A 6,541-nucleotide genomic window follows, 5' to 3' on the forward strand; every position below is an offset into this window, starting at 1 on the left:
TGTTTGTGGTTCCCATTCGCGAATAAGATCGTATGTGATAACCTGATCAGATATGTTCAACCGATTGAGAGCTTCGGTATAGCCCGGTCCGCAGGCGTTAACATCTGTAGGCTGGCCTGTACTCAGGTTGTAACAGGTCCCTTTGGAGAATGTACCGTCCTCAGATGGAATGTAGTACACTCGTCCATCGGTGAAAGCACCAGTACGCAGTACAACCATACGAGGCTTCCCGCTAAACAGATCGTTTCCCATAAAATGATATGGTTTTGTAGAAATCCCAAGTAGGTGCATTACGGAAGGCGTCAGATCCAACTGACCTGCCGGTTCCGTATACGTGCCCGCCTGACTTCCGTCAGGAAGATGCACAAGCAATGGCACCTGATTCATGATTTTCTGCATGTCCAGATCCGTAAGTGGCTTGCCTAAAAACTTCTCATACAGTGCTTTGTCTTTAATAGAATTGTCATGATCCCCATAAAACATCAGGATCGTATCATCCCACAGTCCGTCTTTCTTCATCTGATCTACCAATTCGCCCAGTGCTTCATCTACATAATGGACAGATTTCAGATAGTCTCCGAACATGGTACCTTCAAACTCGCCAACGTCTAAATCTACCGCGTCAGGTGACAGGTTGTACGGATGATGGCTGGAGATACCGACCATATAGGCGTAGAACGGCTGCTTAACTTCGGTGGTGAGATCATTGAGCGTTTGACGGAAAAAGGATTTATCTCCCAGTGACCAACCCAGTGGCTCATCTATTTTAAAATCTTTTTTACTGTAGAACTTGTCATAGTTCATTGCCTTATACATGGTGTAACGGTTCCAGAAGCTGCTATCGTACACGTGAAACGCATTGGGACTATACCCAGTATCCTTCAAAATGGAAGGTAACGTATCGAATTTATGGTCCGCATAACGGATAAATACCGAGCCAGTAGGGAGCGGATGCAGCGAAGCATGTGTAGAGAAGTCCGCGTCCGAAGTACGACCCTGCGCAGTCTGGTGAAAATAATTGTTGAAATACATGCTTTCCTTCGTCAGTTTGTCAAAGTTAGGCGTAATCGCTTGACCGTTGATCTGTTTGCCGATAAAAAAGTTCATGAACGCTTCAGCTTGTATGACCATCACGTTTTTGCCCTTATACTTGCCAGATAGATCATTTTTAACCTGAAGCAACTTTTGGTGCTGATTAAACCATTCCTTATCCTTATCGGATTCTGCTTGAGCCAATGTAGGCTGGGGACCAAGGTGATCCTGACCATAGCGGTAGATGTCATATCCATGAAATCCGATCAAGCCGGTTACGTTGTACAAGGCCATCGACCACCAGTTGCCGACAAATATGCCAGTTGCCCATGTGGAGGTATAATATTTGATCGGCCCAAATGTCAATACATAGCCAATCAGGAAGGCCAATGCCCCTTTGGAGAAGCGAAGCAGGAACCTCCTTGTGAACGAGCTTCGGGATGCTTCTAAATAAGTATCATTCGTTGTAAGTCGACGTCGTAACGAAGCCACAAATATGACATACGGAATGAACAGAATCCAGTCTGCAAAAAAGAAAATATCCCACCAGTACATAAGGGATGCGATACTCCCGCCCAGAGAATCAACTTGTCCGGCTTGAAGTAAGACGGGAATCGTAATGAAATCCTGGAAATACCGATAATAAACCATGTCGGAATAAATGAGCGCGGTGAGCAAAATATCGAGCACCACAAGAGCAATCAAACGTCCGCGACGTGGTAGCCATAAGGTCCAGAAGCTCACAAGTAAAAGAGAACCAATAGCGATGACATAATCCAGCGGATTCATGTCAATATTTTGGGCATGCAAGTTATAGTGAATCAGTACGAGCTTGCCGATCATAAGTACAAAAAACAGACCTAATCCAAAATATCGAGACAGCAGCACTCTGCTGAACGTGTTACCAGTGCGACTTGCACTGGACGTGCGAATAACCAACACTTTACCCCCTCCGGCAGAAATGTTCGGCTAGTATAAACTACATATTAACGTAATGTTAAAACCGAAATGCCTTTAATTATTATAGCGCTCATCTCGCGCATTTCAATGATTAAGTAAAGAAAATACAGCACAAATTAGGCCAGAAGAACGAACAGAGGGTTCGTTTCCTGGCCTAAACTTCATCATATTTAAGGCTGCAACGGCGAAGTATCTTTGCGGCGCGGAGGCAGAGGGCCTAGATACTGATAGTATTGGCATTCAATACGGCCGTTAAACAACTTCCGGCGCTTGTCTGCTTTACGGCCCCAATAATGCTCAAATTGCTTGGTGGAGCTGATGGCAAAGAAGGACCAAGTCTTCATTTCGGCTGCCGTGCGTGCGAGTGAACGGATCAGTTTTTCCACCTCGGATTGCTCGCTCAGTCTCTCGCCATAAGGTGGGTTTGTAATCATCACACCATATTGTCCTTCGAGTCTGACTTTAGTTACAGGCATTACCTTAAGAGGGATGTCTTTAGCAAAGCCTGCTGCTTTTACAGCTGCCTCAGCAACTTGTATGGCATTTGGGTCGATATCGCTACCTGCAATCTCAAAAGGAATGTCATCGCGGGTCAAATCCATCGCTTCGTCGCGAGCCTGATCCCATAATTCTCTGCCAATGACAGGCCAGTCTTCCGAGTTAAAGGTACGTCTCAGGCCTGGCGCAATGTTCCAGGCTTGCATGGCAGCTTCGACCAATAAAGTACCGGAACCGCAGCATGGGTCATAGAATGGTCGGTCAGGGCTCCAGCGACTAAGCTGAATAAGAGCAGAAGCCATCGTTTCTTTGAGAGGCGCCTCTGTAACGAGCTTACGATAGCCGCGTTTGTGCAGTCCTGGACCGGTCGTATCAAGTGTCAGCAACGCACGATCATTCAATAGAATGACCTCAATGACGTAACGAGGGCCATCTTCAGCAAACCAATCTGTGTGGTAGGTTTCCTTGAGCTTCTCTACAATCGCCTTCTTGACGATTCCCTGACTGGCTGGTACGCTACTAAGCTGTGATTTGTGCGAACGTCCCTCTACGGGAAATTCACCATCTACAGGAATCCAATCCTGCCAAGGCAATGCTTTGGTACCCTCGAACAGCTCGTCGAAGGTAGTTGCAGCAAATTCACCCATTTTTATAAGCACGCGGTCTGATGTGCGAAGCCACAGGTTACACCGGCATATATCCATATAATCTCCGGTAAAAACGACGCGGCCATTTTCAACGGTCAGATCTTCGTATCCGAGTTCTCTGAGTTCCCGGGCCACGACGGCTTCAAGTCCCATTGGCGCAGTTGCAATTAGTTGCAGTTGAGTCATTAAACGTATTCACTCCGTCCCCATAATCATGTAAGCTTGGTTCAATCCCTATAGTATAGGTCATTGTACTCGAAGAGACAAATCATTAAGGTAAAAAATTTACGAAGGACACCACGTCCAACCTGAGCTATGATTAAGCAAGAAGGAGAGATGAACCGTGGAAATTACACCAAATATGACGCCTGAACAATATGTAGACCAGCTGGTACGAGAAGATGAAGCACTGTGCAGTATTAGGGAGGCTATCGTTAAAGAAGGTATGCCGGAAGTATCCGTTGCTCATCCTTACGGAAAACTGTTGACCTTTCTAATTGAAGTATCTGGCGCACAGCATGTATTGGAAATCGGCGCATTAGGCGGCTACAGTGGATTATGTCTGGCCCGTGGGCTGGGAGAAAAGGGCCGCATTGTGTCACTTGAGCTGAAAGAAGCGTACGCAGCGCTGGCACATCGACATATGGAAAACAACGGCTACGGTGACCGTGTCGAATACCGTATCGGACCCGCAGCGGATAGTTTGAAGGAACTTCAGGAAGAGGGAAGAACATTCGATTTTTTCTTTATTGATGCAGATAAGGAAAATTACCCAGTGTATCTGGAATATGCGATTGCTCTGGCGAATCCGGGTGCCATTATTGCGGGAGACAACTGTTTCCTTCGCGGACGGACGCTGAATACGGATAAGAACGGCCCTGCCGTCCAGGCCGTGAGACGTTTTAACGAAACGATAGCAACAGATCCGCGGCTGGTCAGCACGCTTTTGCCAGCGTACGATGGATTGGCGCTAGCTCGAGTTAAATAGCGTTCATTCCCCATGTATAGCCATATATAAAGAAAGAACCACCTTGTCCACGGCAGCGTGAACAAGGTGGTTCTTGTCTGTTAAGGCAGGCTTGTCTTACCCGAAGGTTATCTTACCTGAAATCAGGCGTAGCCTTACGATCAAAAAGCTTCATGCGTACCCAGAATATGTTGACGATTAACAGGACACCTGACATGATAAACAGTCCTTCGATGCCAATAAACCCGGATAGCACCCCGCCAATGACAGCACCCAGCATATTTCCGAGCGCTAGCGAACTGGTATTGAAGCCGAAAGAACGGCTTTCCATTCCTTCCGGTGTATACGTGCGAATCAACGCATTTACGCTTGGTAGCAGACCGCCCATAAATACACCCATGAAAAAACGGATAATGACAAGTTGCCATACTTCATTGACAAAAGCCTGCGGAATGAGCATAACCGCCGTTCCGAGCAGTGCAATGGTCAAGATCTTGTGCGCTCCTATCTTGTCACTCAATCTTCCAAGGAGCGGTGCAGCAACCATATTGGATACGCCTGTAATAGCCGTAACGAACCCGGCAATCAGCGCAATTCCTTCTGCCGACCCATACAGTTTTTGCACATATAACGGTAGCAGAGATACCGTACTGATCATGGCAAACTGGAGCAGAAACGTTACGGTGAACAAAGCCGGAAGCTGGGGCGTATGGCTTAGCTCCTTTAATCCGGCAAGAACCGAAATTTGCGGTATGCGTGCAGCTTCCGTTTTGCTGAAATTTTCTTTAACCAGAAACATTGCGATGAGCGAGGCTATAAAAATTAGAGCGCCTGTAATATAAAAGATCGGTCTGAATCCGACCCAGTCAGCCAAAAATCCGCCTAGCAGAGGACCGAGAATCGTGCCAGCCATCTGACCGGATTGCATAATCCCCATAGCGAATCCGGTTCGCTCTTTGGGAGTGGTACCCGACACTAGGGAAATCGATGCCGGATTGAAACCCGAAATCGTACCGTTCAGCAGGCGAAGCGCCAGCAGTTGCCACGGGTGGGTGACCAAACCCATACATCCGATGACCAAAGCCATACCAAAGCCTGAGCGAAGCAGCATGACTTTACGTCCATATCGGTCAGCCAGCTTGCCCCACAAAGGCTGGAACATAAATGAGGTCAAAAAGTTAGCGGCAAAAATAACTCCGGCCCATAGACAATATCGTGCTCTCCCTTCACATGAAGGTCCTGAGCCAGATACAGGGCGAGGAACGGAGTAATCATCGTGATACCCGCATTGACCAGAAACTGACCGAACCAAAGCACAATGAGATTGATTTTCCACGTCTCCCACGTCTCCCACGTTTTCAATGTGCTTTCACTTCCTTTCTGCCCATTCTCATCCTGTTGTAAATCCTACTTATCAAAGCATAACTTCTCCGGAGCTTTAAAAAAGCCATTTCTCTAGTATAGCACACTTCATTGAAACTTTATCCAAATGTCATGGGTTTGTCATGGTTTGTTCGAGAGCTGCGGTTGTTACGACTCTTGAAAAAGGGCATAATAAAATATAGTATTTATGATTCGAACTGGAGGCTGAAGTCATGACCTACAATGATACTTTTATCCGCGCTTGCCGCAAGCAAGCTGTGGATCATATTCCCGTATGGTACATGCGGCAGGCCGGAAGGTATGACCCTGAGTATCGCAAAATTAAAGAAAAATACACACTGCTTGAAATATGCCGCCAGCCCGAGTTGGCCGCAGAAGTGACCTTGATGCCCGTGCGCAAGCTTGGGGTGGACGCTGCAATTTTATATTCTGATATTATGAATCCGGTAGCCTCGCTAGGGGTTGATTTTGATATTGTCAAAAATATTGGCCCGGTTATTGATAATCCGATCCGGTCAGCTGCAGACGTAGATAAGTTGCGTCCAATTGATGTGGAACGCGATTTGGGTCATATTTTGGAAACGATTCGTATTTTGGACCGTGAACTAAACGTGCCATTGATTACGTTCGCTGGAGCGCCTTTTACCATTGCAAGCTATTTAATAGAAGGGAGGCCCTCCAAAGGATATATTCGCACGAAAGCGATGATGTATGGAGAGCCTGAGTTGTGGCATCGCCTGATGGATAAGCTAGGGGACATGGTTATTACATACGTGCGAGCCCATATCGCTAATGGCGGTAAGGCTTTTCAATTGTTTGATAGCTGGGTAGGTGCGCTCTCGCCTTATGATTTTCAAACTTTTGTGCTGCCGACTATCACACGTATTTTCCATGAACTATCTGATCTGGATGTACCTAAAATTTATTTCCCGGGCGTAAGCTCTGGTGAATTGCTCCCACACTTGAATGGGTTAAAAGCCGATGTGATTGGACTGGACTGGCGGGTAAGTATACCTGAAGGACGTCGTCGCTTGGGGAACGGTTTTGGTGTACA

At 46.9% G+C, this 6,541-nt stretch carries 4 protein-coding genes and 1 pseudogene; 2 read left to right on the forward strand and 3 right to left on the reverse strand.

What is annotated here, in order from left to right; all coding sequences use genetic code 11:
* Both GRP75_RS16720 and GRP75_RS16725 read right to left on the reverse strand, forming a co-directional pair.
* The coding region (locus GRP75_RS16720; RefSeq protein ID WP_160789849.1) for a sulfatase-like hydrolase/transferase at positions 1 to 1,974 on the reverse strand (1,974 nt) is incomplete at its 3' end.
* 188 nt (positions 1,975 to 2,162) lie between these two features.
* Positions 2,163 to 3,323, reverse strand: coding sequence for a THUMP domain-containing class I SAM-dependent RNA methyltransferase (locus GRP75_RS16725; protein ID WP_023987994.1), 1,161 nt, complete (start codon positions 3,321 to 3,323; stop codon positions 2,163 to 2,165).
* Between the two features lie 157 nt (positions 3,324 to 3,480).
* Here GRP75_RS16725 and GRP75_RS16730 point away from each other — a divergent pair, with 157 nt between their 5' ends.
* Positions 3,481 to 4,125 (forward strand): class I SAM-dependent methyltransferase, encoded by a 645-nt coding sequence (locus GRP75_RS16730; protein ID WP_160789850.1) that lies wholly within the window; start codon positions 3,481 to 3,483, stop codon positions 4,123 to 4,125.
* A 112-nt stretch (positions 4,126 to 4,237) separates the two neighbouring features.
* Here the strand turns inward: GRP75_RS16730 and GRP75_RS16735 are convergent.
* Positions 4,238 to 5,466, reverse strand: a pseudogene (locus GRP75_RS16735) (MFS transporter).
* 233 nt (positions 5,467 to 5,699) lie between these two features.
* On the opposite strand from GRP75_RS16735, the gene hemE reads away from it, so the two are divergent.
* A partial coding sequence (hemE, locus tag GRP75_RS16740; RefSeq protein ID WP_160789851.1) for a uroporphyrinogen decarboxylase occupies positions 5,700 to 6,541 on the forward strand: 842 nt, incomplete at its 3' end.

This window comes from Paenibacillus sp. OT2-17 (genome assembly GCF_009827695.1).
In the GTDB taxonomy this organism is placed as follows: Bacteria; Bacillota; Bacilli; order Paenibacillales; family Paenibacillaceae; genus Paenibacillus; species Paenibacillus polymyxa_B.

Coding starts and splice junctions, on each gene's coding strand:
- GRP75_RS16725 (WP_023987994.1), bottom strand. CDS start 3,323: ATGACTCAACTGCAACTAATTGCAACTGCGCCAATGGGACTTGAAGCC.